We start from the raw sequence: 21,503 nt of genomic DNA, 5'->3' as shown, positions 1-21,503 counted from the left end.
TGTGTTATCTTCATATTTCGAGGGTAACATATCTGCTAATCTAGTACAGCCCCTTATGTTTTCAGGTAGCCTTTTCTTATATCCCGCGGTTTAGGCGGCGTTTAAATCGAAGCCACTATGGCGGAGTAGGGCGTCGATGCTGGGGGCGCGGCCGCGGAAGGCTTGGAAGGATTCGGCGGCGCTGCGCGAGCCGCCCACGGCGAGGATTTCTTGCCAGAAGCGGCGGCCGCATTCGGCCACATTGCCGCTTTCTTCAAATGCGGCATAGGCATCGGCGCTGAGCACTTCGGCCCAGGCATAACTGTAGTAGCCGGCCGAGTAGCCACCGGCGAAGATGTGGCCGAAGCTGTTGGCGAAGCGGTTGTAGGCGGGCGGCTGCACCACGGCCACTTCGCGGCGCACGCTGTCTAACACTTGAGCCCAGCCGGCAAGGCGGGCGGGATCGGTTTCGCTGTAAATCAGCATATCAAACAGGGCGAATTCCATCTGGCGCACGAGGAACATGCCGCGCTGGAAGTTTTTGGCGGCGAGCATTTTGTCGAACAATTCCTGCGGCAGCGGTGCGCCGTTATCTTCGTGTTCGGACATGCCGCGCAGTACATCGTATTCCCACACGAAGTTTTCCATAAACTGGCTGGGCAGCTCCACGGCATCCCATTCCACGCCGTTGATGCCGCTCACGCCAAGCTCGTCCACTTGGGTGAGCAGGTGGTGCAGGCCGTGGCCGGTTTCGTGGAAAAGGGTGAGGATTTCGTCGTGGGAGAGACGGGCTTCTTTGCCGGCTGCGGGCGGGGTGAAGTTGCACACCAGATAGGCTGTGGGGCTTTGCAGCTGGCCGTTGGGCAGGCGGCGGCGGCCTTTATAGTCGTTCATCCATGCGCCGCCGCGCTTGCCTTCGCGGGCGTACAAATCCATATACACGCCGCCGATGTGTGCGCCGTTCTGCGAGAGCTCGAAATAGCGCACGTCGGGGTGCCATACGGGCACGGTTTTTTCGGTGAAATCCACGCCGTAGAGCCGTTTGATTTGGGCGAACAGGCCAAGGAGCGCTTTGCCCACGGGGAAGTATTTTTTCACTTCGGTTTCGCTAAACGAATATTTGGCCTGGCGCAGTTTTTCGGAGGCATAGACCAAATCCCAGGGCTGTGGGTTTTCGATGGCGAGGGTATCGCGGGCGAAGGCCTGCACTGCGGCAAAGTCCTGCTCGGCGAAGGGTTTGGCACGTTTGGCTAAATCGCGTAGGAAATCCAGCACTTGCGCGGGTGAGTCGGCCATTTTGGTGGCCAGCGAGAGCTCGGCGAAGTTGGTGTAGCCCAGCAGTTTGGCTTCCTGCAGGGTGATTTCCAGGCGGCGGGTGATGTTGGGGCTGTTGTCGAACCGGCCTTCGTTGGAAAGCTCGCTGGCGCGGGTAACGTAGGCGCGGTATACCTCTTCGCGCAGTTCGCGCTGATCGGCGTATTGCATCACGGCGAGGTAGTGCGGCATTTGCAGGCCGATTTTGTAGCCGCTTTTGCCTTCGGCTTGCGCGGCGGCGGCAAACATGGCCATGGCGTCTTCAGGTAGCCCGGAAAGCGGCTCAGCATTGTCGAAATAGAGGGCGAAGGCATCGGTGGCATCGAGCACGTTTTGCGAGAATTTGGCGGCCAGTTGTGCGCCTTCGGTTTGCAGCGCGGCGAATTCAGCCTGCTTTTCGGGCGGCAGCTCGGCACCGCTGAGCACGAAATCGCGCAGGTCGTGGTTGAGCTTGGTTTGCTGCGCCGGGCTTAGGGCGGCGAATTCGGGGGAGCTTTTGATGGTTTTGAAGCGTTGGTAAAGCTCGATGTCTTGGCCGATTTCGGTGAAGAACACGGTGATTTCCGGCATCAGCTCGTTATACACGGCGCGCAGCTCGGGGGTGTCGGCCACGGAGTTGAGGTGCGATACCACGCCCCAGATGTGGCCGACGTGCTCGGTGATGTCGGTGAGTTTTTCCACGGTGTTGCCCCAAGTGACTTTGTTTTGAGCCTTAACGGCAGCAATGCCGGCACGGGCTTCGGCGAGGGCGGATTTGAGGGCAGGGCGGATGTGGGCGGTTTGGATTTGGTCGAAACGCGGCTCTTCGCCGAGTTGGAGCAGGGGATTCACGGGTTTTCCTTTTGATGATGGGGATGATACGGGCAAATAGGGGCGGGGCGGGTTTTCACAAGGGCAGGGGCAGGGTTAATTGGTGTTTTCAGGTAGCCTGGGTTTGAGGCAGCTTGAGGCTACCTGAAAATAAGTATCTGACTGTTGCGGAATGGGGTGGTTTGGGTTTGTTGCGCTATGCCATGCGGTTTCAGGTAGCCTTTGTTGATGAAGCTGTTTGACTAATGGCTCAATGGGATGGTTGGTAGGCTTTCAACAGCCGGTAAAACAGTTCTACTGCTTGGGCGTGCTGCTGTGTGGAAATCGGGTGGGATAGGAAGTCCGGCCAATCGAGATCGCTAGGGTGGAAGCCGCAGACGTAGGCCAGGATCATGTTGGCAAAGCCGGCGGTGGATTCGGCATAGCCCAGTTGTTGGGCAACGAAATCGTGGAAGGGGCGGAGGGTGTCTGGTTCGTCGATATGGTGGCAGCGGGTGGCCATGGTGTAGCCGCTGATGAAGTTCATTAGGCTGGGAAGTGTGGGCGGGTTGATATACATACCGAGCCGGTTTTGCATTTGGAAGAGCAGGGCGGAAAGGTTATTGGAAAAAGGCATGGTGTGGGTTTGGGGCTACCTGAAAAGTGGGCATGATTATAGCCAAAGCACACTTTGCTTCCTACTGCGGTGGCTTGTCTTGCGGCTTGCCGGTGGGTGGGGAAAAATTGTTTCGGCTATGGCGAAAGAGTCAGTTTCAGGTAGCCTCGGTTGCGGTGTGAATACGGATAAAAACTGCCGACCTTTCCATAATATTTGCGGAAGGGTCGGCAGGGCAGGCTACCTGAAAACGTAATGCGGGCAGCCGGATTATTTGCCGTTTGCTGCGGCAGGAGCAGATGCGGCTTCTGCTGCGGCTTGGGCCGGCGTTGCTGCTGCGGTCGGGGCAGCTTCAGTGTGTTGCTTGAGGCCGCCGCCGAGGGCTTTATAGAGGTCGGCCAGGTTTTCCAGCATGGAAAGCTGGGTGGCGAGCACGGCGGCATCGGCGGAGTAGCTGCTGCGTTCGGCATCGAGCACTTCCAGCGAGCTGGATACGCCGTGGCGATAGCGCAGATTAATCAGGCGCAGGCGGTCGTTGTAGGCTTTTTGGGTTTGCACGCGAGCATCGTATTGCTGTTGCAGGGTTTCGCGCGCCACCAGGGCGTTGGATACGTCTTGGAAGGCGGACTGCACGGCTTTTTCATACGCGGCCACGGCCGATTGCTGGCGCAGTTTGGCCACATCCAGGCTGGCGCGCAGGCTGCCCCAGTTGAAAATGGGCACTTTGATGGTGGGGGAGAACACCCAGGTGCGGTTTATACCGTCGAACAGGCGATTCATTTCGGTACTGCCGGTACCGATGCTGCTGGTGATGCTGATGCTGGGGAAGAAGGCGGCACGGGCGGCGCCGATATTGGCATTGGCCTGGCGCAGGTTATGCTCGGCAGCTCGGATATCGGGGCGGTTTTGCAGCAGGTCGGAGGAGAGACCGGCGGGCAGCTGGTTGATGCGGAATTGCTTGTTCAGCGGCAGGCCGGCGGGCAGATTATTGGGCACGGGCTGGTTGATCAGCACGGCCAGGGCGTTGTGTGCCTGTTCGCGGGCGCGCAGGGCGGCGGCGTAGTCGGCTTTGGCCGATTCAATCAGGGCTTCCATTTCACGCAGGTTGACGGCAGAAATTACGCCGGCATTGTGCTGGATTTGGTTAAGCCGGTAGGTTTGCTCGCGGGTTTGCAGCACCCGCTGGGCGAGTTTCATGGATTCTTCAGCGTAGCGTTCGTTGAAATAGGCTTTGGCCACGGCGGAAACCAATGCGAGGTGGGCGGAATCGCGGGCGGCGGCGCTGCTGAAATAGCCTTGCAGTGCGGCTTGGTTGTTGCTGCGGGCTTTGCCGAACAGGTCGAGCTCATAGGAGGCGATGCCGAGGCCTACGTTGTAGGATTCGGCGATATAGGAGCGGCCGGTGGCGCTCAAATCCTGTGCCACACGGGCACGTTGGCCGGTGCCGCTGGCGTTGATGCCGGGCAGGGAGGCGGCGCGGGTGATGGCATATTGGGCGCGTACCGCTTCGGCATTCAGGGCGGCCATGCGCAGGTCGGGGTTGTTTTGCAGCGCCAGGGTAATCAGGGATTTGAGGCGCGGGTCGGCAAAGTAATCTTCCCAGCCGGTGTCGGCGGCGCGGTTGCTGTTTTGGCCGGCGGCGGTGTCGTAGCGGAAACCGGCGGGCACGTTTACTTCTGGCTGCTGATAGTGCGGCGCGAGGGTGCAGGCGGAAAGCAGCAGGCTGAAGGCGAGGCTGCCGGCAATCGGTTTTAAAACGGTTGTTCTCATGTGCTTTGTCCTTATGGTTTTCAGGTAGCCTCCAATGCGGCAGAGGCTACCTGAAAACGTTTTACTGGTCGTTATGCAGGTCGCGTTTCTCTTCTTCGCTCAGCCCCTCTTCGGCGGCGGCAACGTAGAGTTCGGCCTGCTCGGGGCTGATGTTGGTGTGGGCAGCCGCCATTTCGGTTTCGTGTTGGGACGGTTTAAACAGTTTGCGTACCAACACGTAGAATAGCGGCACCAGGAATACTGACAGCAACGTACCGACAGACATCCCCCAGAATACGGTGGTGCCGATGGCGCGTTGGCTGGCGGAGCTGGCGCCGGAGGCGATATACAGCGGCACCACGCCTAAGATGAAGGCGAAGGAAGTCATCAGAATCGGGCGGAAACGCAGGTGGGCGGCGGCCAAGGCCGATTCCATCGCGCTCTTGCCTTGCGCTTGCAGGTCTTTGGCAAATTCGATAATCAGAATCGCGTTTTTCGCGCTCAAGCCGATTACGGTAATCATACCGACCATGAAATAGATGTCGTTGAAGAACACCTCTCGGATGTGGAATACGCCGTTGAATAGGTTGCGGCCGAACACGCCCAGCACCACGCCGAGGAAGCCCAAGGGAGCAACCAGCAGCACGGCAGCGGGAATCGACCAGCTTTCATACAGGGCGGCCAGCACGAGGAAGGTGGCCAGCAATACGAAGCCGTAGAGCATGGTACGCTGGGAAGAGCCGCTGGCCTGTTGGCGCGATTCACCTGCCCATTCCACGCTGTAGCCGTCCATCTGCGACACGATGCGTTCTACCTCGGCCATAGCATCGCCGCTGGCGAAGCCGGGTTTGACCGCGCCACTAATCGACATGGCGGGATAGCCGTTGAAGCGGGTGCTCTGCTCCATGCCGGCTTCCCATGAGGCGCTAACCACAGTGGAAAGCGGTACGGCCACGCCTTGGCCGTTAGGCACGGTCATAGCCAGAATTTGCTCGGCCTGCATACGGGCCTGGGGCACGGCTTGCACATACACTTTTTGCAGGCGGCCGTTATTGGGGAAGTCGTTTACATATGCTCCGCCAAGAGCCGTACCCAAGGTGCTGCGGATAGAAGCCATGCTGATGCCTTGTGCGGCAGCGGCGGCGCGGTCGATGGTGAGCTTGAGCTGCGGTGCGTCTTCCAAGCCGGCGGCACGGGTGTCGCCGAACATCGGGTTTTTGCGCATTTCAGCAATCAGCTTGTTGCGTGCTTCCACCAAGGCTTGGTGGCCGTGGTTGTTGCGGTCTTGCAGGTAGAACTCCAAGCCGCCGTTACCCAGCTCGCGGATGGGCGGCGGATTCACAGCGATGGCGAAACCGTCGCGGATCATGCCGCTGCCCATGAAGGCACCGGTCAGTTTTTGAGAAATACTGGCCGCGTCTTCGCCCGGGCCTTTACGTTCGTCCCAGTTTTTCAAAATCACAAAGCCCATAGCCATGTTCTGGCCGCTACCTGAAAAGCTGAAGCCGGATACGGTAAATATATCTTTCACGCCGGGTGTATTTTGAGCAATCTGCTCCACGGCCAGCAGGGTTTTGTCGGTACGCTCTTTGGTGGCGCCAGCAGGCAGCTGGATGCTGACCATCAGGTTGCCTTGGTCTTCCGACGGCAGGAAGGAAGACGGGATATGGGTGTAGAGCAGGCCGGCGGCAGCTACCAGAGCCAAGTACACAATCAACATACGCCCGGCACGGTGTAGCAGGGCGGCCACCCAGCCTTCGTAGCGCTTGTTACCGGCGGTGAATTTGCGGTTGAACCAGCCGAAGAAGCCGGTTTTTTCCTCGTGATATCCTTTCTCAATCGGTTTGAGCAATGAAGCGCACAAGGCCGGCGTGAGCGACAGGGCGAGGAAAGCGGAGAAGGCGATGGAGAGTACCATGGTGATGGCAAACTGCTGATAGATTTTGCCGGTGGCACCGCTGAACATGGCCAGCGGTACGAACACGGAAATCAACACGGCGGTAATGCCGACCACGGCGCCGGAGATCTGACCCATGGCCTTATGCGTGGCTTCACGCGGCGGTAGGCCTTCTTCCGACATGATGCGTTCCACGTTTTCCACCACCACAATGGCGTCGTCTACCACAATACCGATTACCAGCACCATGGCAAACATAGTCAGTACGTTGATCGACATGCCGAAATAATAGATGCCGGCAAAACCGCCCAAGAGTGAAATCGGCACCACGATGGTGGGGATTAAGGTGTAGCGGATGTTTTGCAGGAACACAAACATCACAATGAACACCAACACCATGGCTTCCACCAAGGTGTGTACCACCTGTTCGATGGAGATTTCCACAAAGGTGGACGTATCGTACGGGGCGCTCCAGGTAACATCACCGGGGAAATACTGCTCCAATTTTGCCATACGTTCTTTTACCAGCGTGGCAGTGGCAGTGGCGTTACCGCTGTTGGACAGCATCACGGCCATACCAACGGTCGGCTTGCCGTTGAGGCGGGTGCTGGCAGAGTAGTCTTGCGAACCCAGCTCGATTTTGGCCACATCGCGCAGATAAACGTTGGCACCGTTTGTGTTGCTGCGCAGGATGATGTTGCCGAACTCTTCCGGAGTGCTGAGCTGGCCGTCGGCGGTGATGGTGGCGGTAATGGTTTGCCCTTGGCTGGCCGGCAGCGAACCGAGCGAGCCAGCGGAAATTTGCACGTTTTGCGCGCTGATGGCGGCGGAAACGTCGGCAAAAGAGAGGTTGAAGTTTTGCAGTTTCTGCGGGTCTACCCAAATACGCATGGCGCGCTCGGCCGCAAACAGACGTACCGCACCCACGCCTTCAACACGCTGCAATTCGGGCACGATGTTGCGCTTGGCATAGTCGGCCATTTCTTCCAAGTCTTGGGTTTGCGAAGAGAGCGCCACCACCATCAGGAAGTTGGAGCGGGATTTGGATACGCTCACGCCGTATTGTTGCACGGTAGCCGGCAGGCTGGACAACACTTCGTTCAGCTTGTTGTTCACTTCCAGCTGTGCCACGTCTTCATCGGTATCGGGGGTGAAGGTGAGGGTAACGCTACCTGAACCGCTGGAGTCGGCAGAAGTAGACATATAGTCCAAGCCTTCTACGCCGTTCATATTACGTTCGATCACAGCCAACACGCTGTCTTCCATCACCTGGGCGGAAGCGCCGGGGTAGGTGGCGGTGAGGTTGAACGTAGGCGCGGCAACAGATGGATATTGCGATACTGGCAGTTTTTGGATGGCCAGTACGCCCGCCAAAATAATAAAGATGGAAATAACCCATGCGAACACGGGGCGGTCGATAAAGAATTTAGCCATTTACACACGCCCCTTTATTTGGCTTGGGAAGCGGATTGGGCGGCCGGAGCAGAAGCTGCCGCGCCGGATTGGGCCGGAGCAGAAGCGCTGTTGGGCCTGGCCGGAGCGGCAGGTGCGCCGGATTGCTGCGGTTGAGAGGCTTGCCATTCTTGGGTTTTCACTTTTTGCGCCCCCCTCATGCCGGCAATCATGGTGCCGTCCATGGCCACTTTGTCGCCGTCTTTCAGCCCGCCGGTAATAATCCAGTTGTTGCCGCTTTGGCCGGCAATGGTTACTTCTTGTGGGCGCATCGAGCCGTCGGCGGCCACGACAACCACGGTGTCTTTCGCACCACGGGTAACAGCACGCTGCGGAATGAGGTAGGCGCTGTTGGCTTGTGCCTGTGGTAGGCGTACGCGCACATACAGGCCGGGCAACAGGATGTTGTCATCGTTCGGCACTTCCACCCGCAGGGAAACTTGGCCGGTGGTTTCGTTTACTGTCGGGTCAGTAAACAGCAGGCGGCCTTTTTGCGGGTATTCACTGCCGTCTTCCAGAATAATGGTTACCTCCACCGCGCCGTTTACCGCGCTCATCTGGCCTTCGGCAATCTGGCGGCGCAGTTTCATCACCTCCAGCGCAGACTGGGTAACGTTCACATACATCGGATTGGTTTGTTGGATAGTGGCCAGCACGGTTGCACCGCCGGCAGTGAGCAATGCGCCTTCAGATACGTTGGAGCGGCCGATATAGCCGGAAATCGGCGCGGTGATGCGAGCGTGGTTTACATTTACCTGTGCCGAGCGGATAGCGGCGCGGGCGGCGTTTACATTGGCCGCAGCAGAGCGTTGGGCGGCCACGGCAGCATCGTATTCCTGTTTGCTGATGGCATCGGCGGCCACCAAGGGCTGGTAGCGTGCCAAATCGGCATTGGCTTTAGCCTGAGCGGCTTCGGCGGCAGCCAGCTGGGCGCGTGCGCTGGCGAGGCCGGCTGAGTAGCTGGCGTCGTCCAGTTGATACAGCGCCTGGCCGGCCTGTACATAACTGCCTTCTTGGAACAGGCGGCGTTTGATGATGCCGCTCACCTGCGGACGCACTTCGGCGGAACGGAAAGATTCCAAGCGGCCGGGCAGCTCGGTGCTGATCGTGGTGTCTTCTGCCTTCACAGTAAGCACGCTGACCACTAATTCCGGCGCCTGTTGTTGCTGTTGCTGGCCTTTGCTGCAGGCAGACAGCGCCAATACGGAAGCCACGGCGATTGCGCTCAGCCGAAAGCTTGTTTTCCCTGATATGCTGAAAGATGTCATTATGATGGTCTTAAATTAAGTTGATGTTTAATTAATGAATTATGGCCGCTTGGAGCCGGGAAAGGCAAAAGCAGCCGCAGAGAATAAAAACGGCATTTTACATACATCATTGTATGTTGTCTATGGCTGTATAAATGAAGAAATGCTAATATGCTAAAAAGCAACATTATTGCGTAGGCGGGCTGCAAGTGAGCTTGAAAGCCTGCTCTAGGCATGACAAAATTAATTAATAAATAAACCAGTTAATGATCTGGAAATAACGATGAGAAAAACAAAAGTCGAAGCGCTGAAAACACGCAACTACCTACTTAAGGCAGCCTTGGATACATTCTATACAAGAGGAGTTAGCCGTTCATCCCTAAACGAAATTGCTCAAACTGCCGGTGTAACACGTGGCGCGCTGTATTGGCATTTCAAAAATAAAGAGGATTTGTTTGAGGGTCTGTTTCAACAAGTATTTGCCGAGCTGTCCAGCGAGCTGGCAAATGATATAGAAACCCAATCGCCGGATATTTGGGAAAGTTTTGAAGTCGCCACGATTAATCTGTTTCAAAAGCTGGAAACCGATGAAACAATAAGGAAATTTTGCAATATCATTCACTTGAAGTGCGAATATACTGAGCAGAACCATTCTGTAGTGAAAATTATTCGCAGCTATCAGGATATGTGGCAGCGCCAGCTCACCGCTGTGCTGACACTGAGCCTGCAACAGAAAAAGCTGCCGGAAGATTTGAATATTAATCTGGCGGTGGTGTTTATGATGTCGGTGATCAGCGGGCTGATGAGTATTTGGATGAATATGCCCGAGCAATTCAGCATCGGCAAAACCGCGCCGCAGATTATCCGCACCGCTATGGGTGCATTGCAGCATGCGCCGGCTCTGTGCACCCAGTCTTCCAAACCCTTGTCGCTGAGTATGCGGCAGCATAAGACCTAATCTTTCCATACCCCATACAGGCTACCTGAAAACCGTCTGCCGAACGATGCAGAGGTTTTCAGGTAGCCTGAAGCCTTTTTATAGCAGGATTTTTGCAAACAATGCAGCTGAAATATATATTGCTGCAAAGCAGGCCAATTTGTTGGCTATCCGCTATACGGGCTACCTGAAAACCATCTGCATGAACGGCTCGGTAAGTTTCAGGTAGCCTCAGCCGTTGATTACCGTTTTAGCTTTTCAAAATCTGCCATAGCCATATGAAAACCTTGTCTCCCAAGTTAATCCTCTCCCTGTTGCTCATCAGCGTGGCGGCCGGCCTGACCGGCATTGTGCTGACACTGTTGCTGCACACGGTGCAACATTTGGCGTTTGGTTATCCGTTGCATGTCGAGTTGTCGTACCGAGTGATGGTGGAAGAGAGCGCACCATTGCGGCGCTTGATAGTACTGCTGTTGTGTGGCGGTTTGGTGGGGGTGGGCTGGGTGATGCTGCACCGGCTGGCCTCGCCTTTGGTCTCGATTAAAACGGCAGTGGCGAACAGGCAGAGAATGCCCTTGGCGGCCACGCTGATTCATGCGCTGCTGCAGATTGTTACCGTGGGCTTGGGCTCGCCGCTGGGGCGTGAAGTGGCACCGCGTGAAATCAGTGCGGCGCTGGCGGAGCGTTGGGCGGAATCACAGGGTTTGGATGAGGAAGAACGCAAAATATTGCTGGCCTGCGCTTCGGGCGCGGGTTTGGCGGCGGTGTACAACGTGCCGTTGGCGGCAGCGGTGTTTGCTTTGGAAACCCTGTTGTTATCGTGGTCGCGCGAGCGGCTGCTGGCGGCGCTGTTGGCTTGCAGCACAGCGGTGTTGGTGGTGCGCGCGGCGTTGGGCGATGTGATTCAGTATCCTCTGTCGGATTTTCCTTTGCCGGATGGGTGGTTTAATGCGTGGGCGCTGGCGGCTGCGCCTTTGCTAGCGCTGGGTGTGTGGGCATTTGAACGGAGTATGGATAGGCTACCTGAAATTCCGCGGCGCAAACCGGTGATGGTGTGGGTGGCTGTGTTGTCATTTGCGTTTATCGGGTTGTTGGCGTGGTATTTTCCGGAGATTATGGGCAACGGTAAGGCGGGCAACCAGTTGAGTTTTCAAGCGGCTTTGGGCTGGCGGCAGGCTTTTGGTCTGCTGGCGGCGAAGTGGGCGGCACTGTTGTTGGCTACCCTGGCCGGGGCTTATGGCGGGCGGATTACGCCGTCGATGATGCTGGGCGGGTTGATTGCGTTTTTGGCAGCCTGCGCGTGGAATGCACTGCTGCCTGGGGTAGACATGGGTGCGGCAGCATTTGTGGGGGCAACGGTGTTTTTGGGTGTGGCACAGAAGATGCCGATTACTGCGCTGGTGTTTATGCTGGAGTTGTCGCGCCAGTCGCCCGCGCTGTGGTTGCCGCTGTGTTTATGTTTGGGCGCAACCCTGCTGGTGCATCGGGCATTGCCGGTGAAGCAGGTGGTTTGAGGGCAGGGGGCTGGAGAGGCTACCTGAAAAGTATAGTGGATTAAATTTAAATCAGGACAAGGCGGCGAGCCGCAGACAGTACACACGTTACGGCAAGGCGAGCCAACGCTGTACTGGTTTAAATTTAATTCACTATAAAACGGCGGTATTGCTATGCTGCTGTCGATTTTTAACAGCTGCCATAAGCAGGCATAACAAAAGGCTACCTGAAGTTTTCAGGTAGCCTTTGCTGTGTTGAATAAGCTTAGCGGATAGTAGCCTGTTGGTAGAGACGGGCAATTTCTTGCTCGATCAGCAGGTTTTGCAAATCTTGTTGGATTTGCGGTTTCAGTTGGGCAAACGGAGGCACGCGCACGGGGCGTTTGGCTTCCATATAGAAGATGGCGAAAATGCCGTTGCTTTCCACCGGGGTTTCGGTGAATTTGCCCTGGCCGAGCGATTTCACGGCGTTATACACCATGGGTGCGCCTTCTTCCAAATCTTTCAGCGGGGTGAAAGTGGGGCTGATGCCACCGTTGGCACGACTTGGCGTGTCGATGGTGTATTGGCGGGCCACATCGGTGAAGCGGCGGCCGCGTCGGAGATCGGCTACGGCTTTTTGGGCGTTATCGCGGTTGTTGAGGATGATTTCGCCAAGTTTAACTTCTTGCGTGCCGCGATAGCGGTTGGTGATTTCCTGATAGGCCTGTTGCACTTGGGCGTCGGTTACTGGGTTGGAGCGCAGGATGTGTGCCACCAGGGCTTGGGCGGTTACGTTACCTTCAAAGGTTTCCCAGTCTTGCTGGAAGGTGGGTTTGCGGTCTTCGCCACTGGTGCGGGCATCGGTGCGGGCGCGTTCGATGATTTGTTTGAATTCGGGGCTTTCGTTTAGGTGCAGGCGGCGTGATTCTTGAATCATCAGTTCGCGGGTAACGAGGCGGCGGGCGATGTTTTCACGCAGCTCTGGAGAGTCGGTTACCTGACCGTTGCTTTGTTCGTTAATAATCTTCACCTGCTGGTCGATCGCGGAGCTGTCGATGCGGGTATTGTTTACGGTTACAACAGTTTGCGCGGCCAGCGGTGCGGCGGCTAAGGCGGTGGTCAGCAGTAGTGCAAGCGAAGTTCGTTTCATGTTGTCGTCCTCAAGTTCAAGATGGTTATAGCCAGATTATAAAGGATTTTACGGCTCGTATTCTTCCGGTGTTTGCGCACGGATGCTCAGTGCGTGGATTTGGGATGGGTATAAATCGTGCAGAACCTGTTGGATGGCACGTTGGCGGGCAACGCGGTTCATACCGGCAAATTGGGCGCTGACGATATGAACCCGGTAATGCCCGCCACCTTGGTTGCCGGCATGGCCGATGTGCAAATGGCTCTCATCGGTTAGTTCGAGCAAGCTGGGAGAAAAGGCGGCTTCCAGGCGCTGACAGATGGTTTGCATGCTCATGCAGGCAGCACTTTCTTAAACGGGCGAATGAGGATTTCGGCATATACGCCGGCTTCTACATAGGGGTCTTGCCCTGCCCATTCTTCAGCTTCGTCTAAAGAGGCAAAGTCGGCTACGATGAGGCTACCTGAAAAGCCGGTTTCGCCCTCGGGCAGGGGGCAGGGGCCGGCCAAAACCAGCCGGCCGGCTTCAGCCAGTTTTTCTAGTCTGGCCAAATGTGCGCCGCGGGCAGCCAATCTGGCTTCAGTGGAATCGGCCACATCGGAGGCCATCAGCATGAACAACATAATACGGTTTCTCTTTGATAAATTAAATATTAGAAATTAGGTAAAGGCGTTTGCTGATACACAACCTGTGACCAAATTTGCCTGGCTGCTCACACCTTGCATCATTCTGTAATCCTGTAATCTGGCAGTTTGCAAGTGTCGAGATTAGGCGTTTATCTTAAAGCAAATAGGGAAACTCTGCACTTAAATATCGTAAAGCTGAGGATTGGGAGTATGTGTTGGCAACAGTACAAACACATCGGAATATAAATATAGGGAGTCTGTTAAATAATTAAAAATGTTTCATTCCTGTATAGAAAATCGGGCTAAATAGCAGAAATGGCTTGGCATAAATAGGAAATAAACGATATGATACCTAGGTTTAGAGATTTTAATCCGTTGCACAACTGCCGCTTTCAGGCTGGAATTTTGCTTACTTGGCTCTGTATTTTTCTGTTGGTTCAGAAGGTTAGCTGTGCATGACTTTAGGTTGTAAGGGGGATTTAATGTTTTGTAAGCAGTATAAAATGAAGCTGATTGCGGCTTCCCTGGGTTTGGTAGCCTCTGTTGGTGCGCATGCCGCTTTGGGTGGTTTGCAGGTTCAGTCGCGCTTGAACGAGCCGTTTTCTGCTACAGTGGTGGTAACAGGCGACGAGGCGCGTGCGTTGGCTTCAGCCAGACCCACCGTCAATGGTGCCAATCTGCAAGCCACGGTATCTCGCCGTAGCGGCGACCGTGCCGTTATCCACCTGCGTTCTAATGCGCCGATTAAAGAGCCAGTGATGACGTTCTGGCTGGGTGTGGGCAATCAAAACCACCAATATACCGCTATGTTGGATCCCCGCGATTATCAGTCTGCTCCCGACAGCTCCCGTTCGCGCCGCGAACGCCGTGCTGAAGCTGAGCCGAGTCGTCGCCATTCTGCTGAATCTAGGCGGCATCGCCGCGCTGCTGATCGCCGCGAAGCGCCGGTGCAGATTACTGGAGAAAGCTATCAGATTAAAGACGGCGAATTGCTGGTGGATATTGCACAGCGCGTTAAACCGTCTGGTATGACTTTGCGTCAAACCATCAATGCCTTGGTGGCTGCCAACCCCCGTGCGTTCCGCAATGGCAACCCTGATTTGATGTACCGCGGTGCTACCCTTACTATCCCTGACGGCGATACTCTGCGCCGTTTGGCACACAATCCGCCGCGCCGTGTAAGCACTCGTGCACAGGAAGAGCGCCCGGCAGCCGATACCGCTCTGGCACGCCAACAGCCAACAGTGGAAACCCAACCGACTCCGCCGGTTACTCCGCCTGCTCCTCCCGCACCGCCTGTTGAACAGGCTCAACCTCAGCCGCAACAGCCTGCCCAGCCGCCGGTTCAGCAGCCGGCCAAAGAGCCGCCTGCCGTTCCGCCCATGGTTAGCGATGTGGCTCCTGAGACACCGGCTTCTGCCGCGTTGCCCGATATGGGTGCCAGCTTGCCAGAGCAGGCTTCCAATATGATGGTGTCTGAGCCGGTGGTAGAAACACCTCCGGTTGAGGTTGCTCCGCCCATGGTGGAAACTCCGCCGATGGAAGAAGAGGGTATGGACATCACTCAGATGGCCCTCTACGGTGGTGGTGGCCTGCTGGCCTTGGGTGGTTTGGCTTATCTCTTGATGAACCGCCGCCGTAAGACCGCAGCTCCCGCCCGTGGTGATGATCATGCGGATGATGACGATGATGGTCTCTATTTTGAAAGCGTAACCGACCATTCCGATAACCTTTCCGCTGCTCCGGCTGCTCCCGCTGCCGCTGCACCGGTTAGTCAGCCGGCTGCCCCTGCCGCAGCGCAACCTGCAACGGTAAGCGAACAGGATTTGGGCTTGGATTTGAGCCACTTGGACGAACAGCAGCAGCTGGGCAGCACCCCCAGCACGGAAGCTGCCGCCCAGCAGGCTGCAGCCGATGATTGGAGCTGGTTGGAGGAATCCGAACAGCCCTCCGCAGCACCAGTTGCCCCGGCTGCTCCTGCTGCTGCCGAACCTGTTGCTTCGGATGACGAATGGCTGGACTTTGCTGTTGAAGAGCCGGCTGCTCCGGCTCAAGCCCCTGCCCAGCCCGCGCTTGAGCCTCAGGCCGCGCCGGTTGCTCCGGAAGAGTTAGATTGGGTATTGGATGAAACTCCAGTTGCCCAAACCTTCCAAGCAGAAGCCCCGGCTGCCGTTGAAGTGGCAGAGCCTGCCCAGCCGGCAGTGCCGGAAATGGACAACACCATTTCCTTCGAAGCTCCGAGCTTGGAGACTGAAAGCGTAAGCAGCGTAGCTGAAGAAGCCGCTGCCCCTGCTGCCGCATCCAATGTGATGGATTTTGATTTGGACTTTGACAGCACTCCGGCTGCCCCAGCTCAAGCCGCGCCGGTGGAAGTTAGCCAGCCCGCTTCGGTATATACGGAGCCGGTTAGCGCTGGTCCGCTGCCGAAAGAGGCGCTGGAAGCCAAATTGGAACTGGCTAAAATGTATCTGGAAATCGACGATGCTAACACTGCCCGTCAGACCCTGATGGAACTGATTAACGAATCAGAAGGCAGCAGCATTCAGGCTGAGGCACAGCAATTGTTGAATGACATCGGCCAGTAATCCAACTAGCCACAGCAACCCGGGCAGTTCCGCCCGGGTTTTTCTATACGGGGCAGCTTTTGCCGGCGTTGTTTCCGTTTTCAGGTAGCCTTCTCAAGGCAATATCGTGGCTACCTGAAAGGAGTAGGCTGGCTTTGGCTCATAGCGAGCAGTCAGAAGGCAGGCGTAAAACTGCTGTACACAGCATTCCGCTGGCGTAAGCATGCTGACTAGCCCAGTTATACCGTTATCTGATTTTCAGGTAGCCTTTCCCAATATGCAGGCTACCTGAAAACATGGCTGCAACGGAGCTATAGTGAATTACAATTAAGAATGCTGCTGCGTTGGCTTGCTTTGCCGCACTATCGTTACGATCTGCGGCTCACCGTCTTGTCCCATTCTTAGGTTTTAAACCACTAAAAAACCAATTAATTTGAAAAAACATGAATCCATCTCCCATCAAACGCCGTGCCTTGTTTGTTAGCTACGATGGCAGCCGTTTTTTCGGCTGGCAGAAGCAGGCAGACGGCATTGCCACCGTGCAAAGCGCCTTGGAAGCTGCTTTGAGCGAATTGGCGCAGGAACGCATCAGCGTGGTAACGGCCGGGCGCACCGATACCGGCGTGCATGCCACCGCGCAGGTGGTGCATTTCGATTCTGCCGCGCAGCGGCCTGATCAGGCCTGGGTGCGCGGAGTGAACGCATTGTTGCCCGAGGGCGTGGCCGTGTGGCGGGTGCAGGATGTGGCGCCGGAGTTTCATGCCCGTTTCGATGCCTGCGGGCGGCGGTATCGTTATCTGTTGCAGTCGGCGCCGGTGCGCTCGCCGTTGTTGGTGGGGCGTGCCGGGTGGACACATTATGCCTTGGATATGGCCGCCATGCGCCAAGCTGCCGCGCTGTTGGTGGGCGAGCACGATTTTTCCAGCTTCCGCGCTGCCGAATGCCAGGCTAAATCGCCGATGAAAACCTTATATCGTGTGGCTGTGTGCGGCACACCGGAATTGATGGCGGTAGATTTCCACGGCAACGCGTTTTTGCACCACATGGTGCGCAACCTGATGGGCGCGCTGGTGTATGTGGGCTGCGGTAAGTTGAGTGTGGATGGTTTTGCCGGGCTGCTGGCCGCCCGCAGCCGCAAGCTCGCACCGCCCACGTTTATGCCCGACGGGCTGTATCTCACCGGCATCGACTACCCGCCGCAGTTCGGTGTGGCCACACCGCCGCCGCCCGCCTGGCTGTTGCCCGATTGGTAAGGAAAATCAGATGGTTTTAACTTTAATGTTTCGCGAATATTGCAGCCTGTGCCACCAGATGCGCGCTGCCCTGCAGCCGTATCAGGCAGCGTATGGTTTTGAGTTGCAGGTGTTTGATGTGGATGAAGATCCGGAACTGGAAGCACGGTATAACGAGCTCGTGCCGGTGCTGCTGCATGGGGGCGAAGAAATCTGCCATTGGCATTTGGATGAAACCAAATTGCTGGCAGTGCTGCAAAACGCAAAGGCTACCTGAAAGGAAAACCCGATGCCTAAAATCAAAATCTGCGGTTTCACCCGGCCGCAAGACGCGCAGGCCGCTGCCGAATTGGGCGCCGATGCGGTCGGCTTGGTGTTTTATGCCAAAAGCAAACGCTGTGTGGATGCGGCGCAGGCTGCCGAAATTGTTGCCGCGCTGCCGCCGCAGGTGGTTAAAGTGGCGCTGTTTGTGAACGAATCGGCCGAGCAGATCCACCGGATTCTGGGTACAGTGCCGATTGATATTGTGCAGTTCCACGGCGACGAGGCGCCCGAATTTTGCCGCCAGTTCGGCAAGCCCTATTGGAAAGCCGTGCGGGTGCAATCGGCGCAGGATATTGCTGAGGCGGCCGAACACTATGCCGATGCCGCCGCCTTGCTGCTGGATGCGCATATTGAAGGGCAATATGGTGGCACGGGGCAGGTGTTCGATTGGCGCTTGCTGCCCGACACCATGCCGCTGCCGTGGATTTTGTCGGGCGGGCTGAACCAGGACAATGTGTCCGCCGCCGTGCGGCAAACCGGCGCGGCTTGGCTGGATGTGTCCAGCGGGGTGGAGCAGGCGCCCGGCATTAAGAGCCGTGATTTGATGGCAGATTTTATCCAGAAGGCGCGTGGGTAGATTGGCCGGGAAAGGGAAGGCTACCTGAAAACTCCAGTTTTGTTTTCAGGTAGCCTTTTCTTTGCAGACAACCTTAGGTGGGCTGATTTGCATCCTGTCTTTGGCAGGATTATGATGATGCATAAAACATATTTCAGAACTCCACAGGAGTAACCGCGTGCATAAAACCCCCCTGTTTCCCGAGCAGCAGCTTGCCAAGCCCCAAACTTTTGTCGGCAAGCTGAAAGGCTACCTGAAACGCCACCGGCGCGGTTTGCGCTGGGTGGTTTTGTTTGTGCTGGTGGCTTATGGTTTGGTTAGTTGTGAAGTACCACGGCTATTGATTATGGCTGGAATAAAATATGCCACAGACTCTTCGCCTAATTATACCGATTTCCCTCTGGGGCAGGGTAAACGGCTGAATTTGGAAGTGCGCAGCTATATTAAACATAAGTATTGCATCGGCATGCGAACGGAGTTTATTGATGGCCAAACCAAATTGTACGGCCCTAATCTGGAAAGGGGGTTAAGCGATAGAGACCAGCGAGAATTCGCCAAGCAAGAGGTTTTCCGCGGTTATAGCTTAGAAAGCAGTGCTATAGGCGGGTTGGCTCCCGAAACCTTCTACCGCCAATATTACACTTTCCAAGTTACCGCCTACCGCCAAGGTTGGTTTGGTGAAAAGGTCTTTTTCCGTAAAAACTATACCAATCTCAGCAGAATGGAAAAAGTTTTTTATTCCCACGGTGATAACACGGATAACCCCAGAAACCTTGCCTATCAGGACGGGGTGGACTGCTTCGACTTGCCCTATGGCAAATATCGTTTTGAGTTTGTGGACAACAGCCCTCCGATTTCTGAGTTTAAAGAGGTCATGACTGCGGTGGATATTCACCCATATATCAATTTGAAATAAACCTGCCGTAATAGAACCAAAGGCTACCTGAAATTTCAGGTAGCCTTTTCTATGTAAGTCTGCTGCTGGTATTCAATTGAAATGCTGATATGGCAATATTGCCGGTTGGTTTCCCATCTTATGTTTCAGGTAGCCCCCCGCGTGGCAGGCTACCTGAAATATTGTAGGGGCAGTTGTTATATCCGTTTGTGAGCATATTGAAAGGCTAGCTGAACCCAACAAACGAGTTCCAGCTAGCCTTTTCCTATGCTCGGGCAGAGAGGTGCAGGATTTTCTCGGCGGCTTCCACGCCCCAGTAAACGGCTTCTTCCATCACGGAGTAGCTGCTCAGGTCGCTGTGGGCGAAGGTGAGGCGGGAGTGGTGCTGGCGCAGTTGGAGCAGGGTGGGTTGGGTGAGGTAGCCGGGGGTGGGCACACTCATGCCGTGGCCGCGGATGCTGATGTCTACGGAGGCGACGTGTGGCCAGAAGCTTGGGCCGTAGGCTTGGAGGAGGTCTTGGGCGGCGTGTTCGAGCAGCTCGGCTTCACCGGCGTTGAGCAGCCAGCTGCGGATGCTTTGCGGGCTGTCGTGGTTGAGGGCGGCGTAGGCGGTGAAGATGGTGTGTTCGGGTTTGGCGGTGCGGATGAGCTGGTTGGTGGACACAACGTAGCCGAGGCCTTGAGTGCCGTGCACTACGTTGTCCCACGCCAATTCGCTGCGTTGCGCTTCGCGGGGGAAGCCGTTGAGCACGAAATTGCTCACCAGCCAGGGGGCGTAGGCGGGCAGATTGAGCGAGAAGCCGTAGCGCTGGGGCTGGGCGATGATACGGGCGGCAATCATCAGGGGCATGGCGCAGATAACGTTTTGGGCGCGGATGAGGGCGGTGTGGCCGCTTTGGTTGTGGCGCAGGATAACGGCTACGTCTTCATCGGTTTCGCTGATTTGCAGGGCGGAGGCGTTGATGGCGGTGGGCTGGGCAAAGGTGAGTTCGGCGGTTTCAGGTAGCCTGTCGAGGTTTTGCAGGCGGATGTGGCGGCGGATGGCTTCGGAGAGGTGGGCGAGGCCTTCGGGCCAGGTGAGCACGGCTTCGTTGGTGTGGCCGCGGGCGGCAAAGTAGTGCAGGCCGGCGAAGGCGGATACTTGGGCGATGCCTTGGCCGTAGTCGTCGCGGCAGCAGTAGTCGAGATACCAGAGCAGGCTGGGGGAGCGGTAGTTTTCTTTTTCGAGCCAGACGGCGAAGGTGGTTTGGTCGAGGCGGCGCCATTCTTCGTCGGTGGAGGAATGGGCGATGGGGATGGCGAAGATTTTGCGCCCGTCGCGGCCGTGTGCGCGGCGCAGGGTTTCGATGAGGGCGTGGAAGCGGCGGCTGTCGGCATCTTCTTGTGGCAGCAGGGAATCTTGCCAGCGGTTTTGGTAATACAGGCGCTCGGCGGGGGCGTAAACCAAATCGATTTCGCGATACAGGGGCTCGGGCTGATCGATGCCGTCGAGCAGGATGCTGAGGTCGGATAAGAGTTGGCGCACATACACGCTTTCCTGTGAGGGCAGGGCTAAATAGTGTGCGCCAGAGGGGGCGGAGAGGCCACCTGAAACATAGGCGGCATTGTTGCCATTGCGCTCGATGCCTTCGGCGAGAAGGAAGTTGCGTTGGCCGTGTTTGGCCAGGTGCCAGGCGGCGGAGAGGGCGGCGGCGCCACTGCCGAGGATGAGGGTGTGGCAGCGGTGTTCGGATTGGGGGGCAAGGGAAACTTGGCCGTTGCGCAGCTCGTGGCCGAAGGGCAGGCCGATGCGGTGGATGCGCACGGGAGGCAGGCGGTGGAGGTATTGATGCCCTAGGCGGGAGGCTGCGGCTGCGGCGGTGAGGGCGGCGGCGCTGCCGAGCAGTTGGCGGCGGGTGAGTTTCATGTTTCAGGTAGCCTTGAGGGGTAGGCCGGTGGCGGGCAGAAGTCTAATGGTTTATATGTTTTCAGGTAGCCTCTATGAATAAAAGGCTACCTGAAAACAAGATGTGGTGCGGCTTTATTCGGTAGGCCGATTTTGCTGTTTGCTGCGTTCGGCCTGCCGTTTTTGGCGCATCTCCTGCAGTTTGGCATGGAAAAATTGGCTGCGGCGGCGTTTGCGCTGCCAGAAGTAGAACAGCACCAGTGCGCCGATGCCGATGATCACATAAAGGATGTGCTGGAACTGGTGGGCTTTCATGAGCAGCCAGTCTTTGTTCGCGGCGCCGTAGTGGCCGAGATATACCCAGGCGGGCACGGAAATCAGGGAGGCGAGGCCGTCCATAATCAGCCAGCGCCAAAATGAGATTCGGCCGCTCATGCCGGCGGTGATGAAGATGGGGGTGCGCAGGCCGGGCAGGAAACGGGCCACGAATAATACCCAGCTGCCGTGTTTGTCGAACTTTTCCTGCACTTGCAGGTAGCGTTGCGGCGGCATCAGGCGTTTGACGAAGCGGGCTTTGAGGATGCGGTCGCCGTAGAAGTGGCCGAGCAGGAACATCATGCCGTCGCCGGTGAGCACGCCGATCATGCCCACCACCACCATGATGTGTTCATTGCTGTGGCCGAGGCCGGAAATCACGCCGCCGGCAATCAGGGTGATGTCTTCTGGAATGGGAATGCCGAAACCGCAGGCAACCAGCACCACGAATACGGCGGCATAGCCGTATTGGGTGAACAGGGCTTCTAGAATGTCCAGCATGGTTGTGGGTGTTCCTGTGAG

General features: G+C 56.6%; 17 protein-coding genes and 1 pseudogene. 8 read left to right on the top strand and 10 right to left on the bottom strand.

Annotated elements, in window-relative coordinates:
* Window positions 1-90: 90 nt before the first annotated feature.
* The 5 genes from ACO6EE_RS06985 to ACO6EE_RS06965 form a co-directional block, all read right to left on the bottom strand.
* On the bottom strand, window positions 91-2,124 hold the full coding sequence (locus tag ACO6EE_RS06985; protein ID WP_485960198.1) for a M3 family metallopeptidase: 2,034 nt from the start codon (window positions 2,122-2,124) through the stop codon (window positions 91-93).
* A gap of 229 nt (window positions 2,125-2,353) precedes the next feature.
* Window positions 2,354-2,719 (bottom strand): hypothetical protein, encoded by a 366-nt coding sequence (locus tag ACO6EE_RS06980; RefSeq protein WP_485960196.1) that lies wholly within the window; start codon window positions 2,717-2,719, stop codon window positions 2,354-2,356.
* Window positions 2,720-2,968: 249 nt separating this feature from the next.
* The gene (locus ACO6EE_RS06975) at window positions 2,969-4,468 is read right to left on the bottom strand and encodes an efflux transporter outer membrane subunit (RefSeq protein WP_485960195.1); all 1,500 of its coding nucleotides are present in this window, start codon (window positions 4,466-4,468) and stop codon (window positions 2,969-2,971) included.
* A 61-nt stretch (window positions 4,469-4,529) separates the two neighbouring features.
* A complete protein-coding gene (locus ACO6EE_RS06970; protein WP_485960194.1) occupies window positions 4,530-7,778 on the bottom strand; it encodes an efflux RND transporter permease subunit in 3,249 nt (1,082 codons plus the stop codon).
* A gap of 14 nt (window positions 7,779-7,792) precedes the next feature.
* On the bottom strand, window positions 7,793-9,064 hold the full coding sequence (locus ACO6EE_RS06965; protein WP_485960192.1) for an efflux RND transporter periplasmic adaptor subunit: 1,272 nt from the start codon (window positions 9,062-9,064) through the stop codon (window positions 7,793-7,795).
* 262 nt (window positions 9,065-9,326) lie between these two features.
* Here ACO6EE_RS06965 and mtrR point away from each other — a divergent pair, with 262 nt between their 5' ends.
* The 3 genes and pseudogenes from mtrR to ACO6EE_RS06950 form a co-directional block, all read left to right on the top strand.
* Window positions 9,327-10,001, top strand: a complete 675-nt coding sequence (mtrR, locus tag ACO6EE_RS06960) for a multidrug efflux system transcriptional repressor MtrR (protein ID WP_485960190.1) — start codon at window positions 9,327-9,329, stop codon at window positions 9,999-10,001.
* A 257-nt stretch (window positions 10,002-10,258) separates the two neighbouring features.
* Entirely contained in the window at window positions 10,259-11,494 is a 1,236-nt protein-coding gene (locus tag ACO6EE_RS06955; RefSeq protein WP_485960189.1) for a chloride channel protein, read from the top strand.
* A gap of 28 nt (window positions 11,495-11,522) precedes the next feature.
* Window positions 11,523-11,629 (top strand): annotated as a pseudogene (locus ACO6EE_RS06950) (IS5/IS1182 family transposase); the annotation flags it as partial.
* Between the two features lie 109 nt (window positions 11,630-11,738).
* Here ACO6EE_RS06950 and ACO6EE_RS06945 read toward each other — a convergent pair.
* From ACO6EE_RS06945 to ACO6EE_RS06935, 3 genes are read right to left on the bottom strand one after another with little or no spacing between them, the layout of a single operon-like run.
* Window positions 11,739-12,605: a peptidylprolyl isomerase gene (locus ACO6EE_RS06945; protein ID WP_485960187.1), complete on the bottom strand. Its 867-nt coding sequence runs from the start codon at window positions 12,603-12,605 to the stop codon at window positions 11,739-11,741.
* Window positions 12,606-12,653: 48 nt separating this feature from the next.
* Window positions 12,654-12,920, bottom strand: coding sequence for a BolA family protein (locus ACO6EE_RS06940; protein WP_485960185.1), 267 nt, complete (start codon window positions 12,918-12,920; stop codon window positions 12,654-12,656).
* Window positions 12,917-13,210: a YciI family protein gene (locus tag ACO6EE_RS06935; RefSeq protein WP_485960201.1), complete on the bottom strand. Its 294-nt coding sequence runs from the start codon at window positions 13,208-13,210 to the stop codon at window positions 12,917-12,919. Before ACO6EE_RS06935 ends, ACO6EE_RS06940 begins: the two co-directional genes overlap by 4 nt.
* A gap of 503 nt (window positions 13,211-13,713) precedes the next feature.
* Here ACO6EE_RS06935 and ACO6EE_RS06930 point away from each other — a divergent pair.
* From ACO6EE_RS06930 to ACO6EE_RS06910, 5 genes are all read left to right on the top strand, one after another.
* Window positions 13,714-15,795 carry a FimV/HubP family polar landmark protein gene (locus ACO6EE_RS06930; RefSeq protein WP_485960183.1) on the top strand — a complete coding sequence of 694 codons (2,082 nt, stop codon included), beginning with the start codon at window positions 13,714-13,716 and terminating at the stop codon, window positions 15,793-15,795.
* Between the two features lie 422 nt (window positions 15,796-16,217).
* Window positions 16,218-17,027 (top strand): tRNA pseudouridine(38-40) synthase TruA, encoded by an 810-nt coding sequence (truA, locus tag ACO6EE_RS06925; protein ID WP_485960182.1) that lies wholly within the window; start codon window positions 16,218-16,220, stop codon window positions 17,025-17,027.
* Between the two features lie 10 nt (window positions 17,028-17,037).
* Window positions 17,038-17,283: a glutaredoxin family protein gene (locus ACO6EE_RS06920; RefSeq protein WP_485960180.1), complete on the top strand. Its 246-nt coding sequence runs from the start codon at window positions 17,038-17,040 to the stop codon at window positions 17,281-17,283.
* A 12-nt stretch (window positions 17,284-17,295) separates the two neighbouring features.
* Window positions 17,296-17,907 carry a phosphoribosylanthranilate isomerase gene (locus tag ACO6EE_RS06915; protein ID WP_485960179.1) on the top strand — a complete coding sequence of 204 codons (612 nt, stop codon included), beginning with the start codon at window positions 17,296-17,298 and terminating at the stop codon, window positions 17,905-17,907.
* Between the two features lie 157 nt (window positions 17,908-18,064).
* Window positions 18,065-18,802, top strand: coding sequence for a hypothetical protein (locus ACO6EE_RS06910; RefSeq protein WP_485960178.1), 738 nt, complete (start codon window positions 18,065-18,067; stop codon window positions 18,800-18,802).
* Window positions 18,803-19,046: 244 nt separating this feature from the next.
* Here ACO6EE_RS06910 and ACO6EE_RS06905 read toward each other — a convergent pair whose 3' ends face one another.
* Both ACO6EE_RS06905 and ACO6EE_RS06900 read right to left on the bottom strand, forming a co-directional pair.
* Entirely contained in the window at window positions 19,047-20,687 is a 1,641-nt protein-coding gene (locus tag ACO6EE_RS06905) for an FAD-dependent oxidoreductase (protein WP_485960177.1), read from the bottom strand.
* A 114-nt stretch (window positions 20,688-20,801) separates the two neighbouring features.
* Window positions 20,802-21,482 carry a DedA family protein gene (locus ACO6EE_RS06900; RefSeq protein WP_067441394.1) on the bottom strand — a complete coding sequence of 227 codons (681 nt, stop codon included), beginning with the start codon at window positions 21,480-21,482 and terminating at the stop codon, window positions 20,802-20,804.
* Window positions 21,483-21,503 lie beyond the last annotated feature (21 nt).

The organism is Eikenella sp. (assembly GCF_057315495.1).
This window is presented reverse-complemented; position numbering and strand designations above follow the sequence as displayed.

Bases quoted from the DNA above. Each gene is read 5' to 3' on its own strand.
- ACO6EE_RS06980 (WP_485960196.1), bottom strand. From the start codon at position 2,719: ATGCCTTTTTCCAATAACCTTTCCGCCCTGCTCTTCCAAATGCAAAAC.
- ACO6EE_RS06975 (WP_485960195.1), bottom strand. From the start codon at position 4,468: ATGAGAACAACCGTTTTAAAACCGATTGCCGGCAGCCTCGCCTTCAGC.
- ACO6EE_RS06970 (WP_485960194.1), bottom strand. From the start codon at position 7,778: ATGGCTAAATTCTTTATCGACCGCCCCGTGTTCGCATGGGTTATTTCC.
- ACO6EE_RS06965 (WP_485960192.1), bottom strand. From the start codon at position 9,064: ATGACATCTTTCAGCATATCAGGGAAAACAAGCTTTCGGCTGAGCGCA.
- mtrR (WP_485960190.1), top strand. From the start codon at position 9,327: ATGAGAAAAACAAAAGTCGAAGCGCTGAAAACACGCAACTACCTACTT.
- ACO6EE_RS06955 (WP_485960189.1), top strand. From the start codon at position 10,259: ATGAAAACCTTGTCTCCCAAGTTAATCCTCTCCCTGTTGCTCATCAGC.
- ACO6EE_RS06945 (WP_485960187.1), bottom strand. From the start codon at position 12,605: ATGAAACGAACTTCGCTTGCACTACTGCTGACCACCGCCTTAGCCGCC.
- ACO6EE_RS06940 (WP_485960185.1), bottom strand. From the start codon at position 12,920: ATGAGCATGCAAACCATCTGTCAGCGCCTGGAAGCCGCCTTTTCTCCC.
- ACO6EE_RS06930 (WP_485960183.1), top strand. From the start codon at position 13,714: ATGAAGCTGATTGCGGCTTCCCTGGGTTTGGTAGCCTCTGTTGGTGCG.
- truA (WP_485960182.1), top strand. From the start codon at position 16,218: ATGAATCCATCTCCCATCAAACGCCGTGCCTTGTTTGTTAGCTACGAT.
- ACO6EE_RS06920 (WP_485960180.1), top strand. From the start codon at position 17,038: ATGGTTTTAACTTTAATGTTTCGCGAATATTGCAGCCTGTGCCACCAG.
- ACO6EE_RS06915 (WP_485960179.1), top strand. From the start codon at position 17,296: ATGCCTAAAATCAAAATCTGCGGTTTCACCCGGCCGCAAGACGCGCAG.
- ACO6EE_RS06905 (WP_485960177.1), bottom strand. From the start codon at position 20,687: ATGAAACTCACCCGCCGCCAACTGCTCGGCAGCGCCGCCGCCCTCACC.
- ACO6EE_RS06900 (WP_067441394.1), bottom strand. From the start codon at position 21,482: ATGCTGGACATTCTAGAAGCCCTGTTCACCCAATACGGCTATGCCGCC.